This window comes from Dialister succinatiphilus YIT 11850, from assembly GCF_000242435.1.
In the GTDB taxonomy this organism is placed as follows: domain Bacteria; phylum Bacillota; class Negativicutes; order Veillonellales; family Dialisteraceae; genus Dialister; species Dialister succinatiphilus.
Genome location: NZ_JH591195.1, coordinates 1 through 2,078, shown reverse-complemented (window position 1 = coordinate 2,078; position 2,078 = coordinate 1). Strand labels below are relative to the sequence as shown.

Annotated in this window: 1 protein-coding gene; it reads left to right on the top strand. The window is 53.4% G+C overall.

The window, feature by feature from the left end; all coding sequences use genetic code 11:
• The coding region (locus tag HMPREF9453_RS10925) for an S-layer homology domain-containing protein (protein ID WP_008860631.1) at window positions 1-1,212 on the top strand (1,212 nt) is incomplete at its 5' end.
• Window positions 1,213-2,078 lie beyond the last annotated feature (866 nt).

Sequence of the window (2,078 nt, the reverse complement as noted above, 5' to 3'; positions counted from 1 at the left end):
AATCCATTCTCCGATGTTTCCACTGATGACTGGGCTTACCAGGCAGTATCCGACCTCTCCGACCAGGGCGTTGTAGAAGGCTATCCGGACGGCACCTTCAAAGGCGAAAGAAACATTACCCGTTATGAACTGGCTCAGATCATTGCCCGCCTCATGGCAAAAGAAGACCAGCTGAACGCTGAACAGCGTGCAACCCTGGACAAACTGGCTGGCGAATACGCTGACGAACTGGCAAACCTGGGCGTTCGCGTAGCTAACCTGGAAAAGAAAGTAGGCAACATCTCCTGGTCCGGCAACGGCTACATGAAATTTGCTCAGGGCTACAAAACCTATGAAACCGGCACCGGCAAAGACGCAGTTACCCATTATACAGGCAAAGCTGATGACAAATACGTTGGCCGTATCCGTATCAACGTAAAGGGCCAGGTCAATGACTCTACCTATGTGAATGGCCTGCTCCGTTCTGATATGAACTTCAAAGACAGCGAAACCAGCGATACCTACATGCAGAGACTCTATGTCCGTCATGCATTCGGCGACAAGGTAGAAGCTACCCTTGGCAAATATGACCAGTTCTTCGGCCAGACCGGCGTATTCTTCGATTCTGAAATCAAAGGCGCTGAAGTGGCATTCCATGCAAATGATGCAGCCAACCTGGCAGTAGGCTATGGCCGCTTCGAAGACTGGAACGGAGACTATGCAGACAACATCACTGATAAACATGAATATGCCTACGCACAGTTCTCCGGCGAAGCAGGACGCTTTGCTTATGACGTAGACTATGTGAACGGCACCAGCTCCAACAAAGTCAACATCTGGGGCGCAGGCCTCACCGCAGGCCTTGGCGGCGGCTTCGACGTATTCGGTGACTACTACAAGAACACCGATGCCAAAGGCGATCCGGATCTCTGGACTGCAGGCCTTGGCTACGGCAAACAGGATAATGCTAAAGTCGGCTCCTTCCGTGTAGCTGCTTCCTATGTAGACGCTGAAAGAAATGCATTCCTCGGTGCTTACACCTACGATGCTTCCCCACTGGACGCTCTTCTGAACAAAGACGTCAAAGAAGTTAAATTCTGGCGTGCAGAAGGCGATGTAACCCTCGCTAAGAACGTAAGACTCCACGGCGAATACAGCTTCGACGTAAAGACCAAAGGCACCGATACCGACTACGATGATGTAGCATCCGTATCCCTGAACTATGTATTCTAATTTTCATTAGAATGAAAAAAGAAGCTCCTCGAAATGAGGGGCTTCTTTTTTTCTACATCCTGACGGCCAAAGACTCCGGCGCCAGCCGCGCCTTTCTTTTTAACATGACGGTAGGGTGACACGGCTCTTTCGTCATCTCGAGCGGGGCTGCGTGCCGGTATGGGGCAGATGGAAAACGCTCCGATGGTACTCTGAGTCGAGAGATCTCCCGCCCCAATGCTGCCCGTACCATCAGAGGGAGGAGATTTCTCCACTCTGTGGAGACTCTGCATAGAGTCTCCAAGTCAGCCGAAGTTGGCCTCTAGCCTGCACAATAAGAGGCTTTCCTATTGGCGGCTGACCGGCTTCGGTCGAAATGACGAGAGGGGCGCTCGCCGCCATCGTCATCTCGAGCGGAGGATTTATGAGAAGATTATCTCGCGGTGTTTTATTCTGCTCCCGCTTGCGGGGGAAGTCCCGCGCAGCGGGAAAGGGGGAGGCGAACGTAGTGAGCCAATCACCAGAGTGCTTATCATGCTATATGATACAGAAAGCCAATCCCGTAACGCTGACTTCTTATGGACAAGCCCCTTTGGGGCTTGAAGGTTCAGGCGCCTCTCGGCGCCCGGGTTCTATCGTTCCTGTGCTGCGCACCGAACGATGGGTTCGGCCCACAGAGCGGGCTGGTTCAGAGGGTAGTTTTATATGCCGCTGCCTGGGGCAGCGAAAACCGTCCAACCGGGTTTCGCTCAGGGGGCCGCCGATTGGCGGTCAGGACCGCGATGGAGCATCCCTATCGGTGCTCTGCCCCGTACACCCTTTCCCGCTTCGCGGGACTTCCCCTCAAGGGGAAACGAGAAAATAGGTGGCACTGGATATTGTGTCAC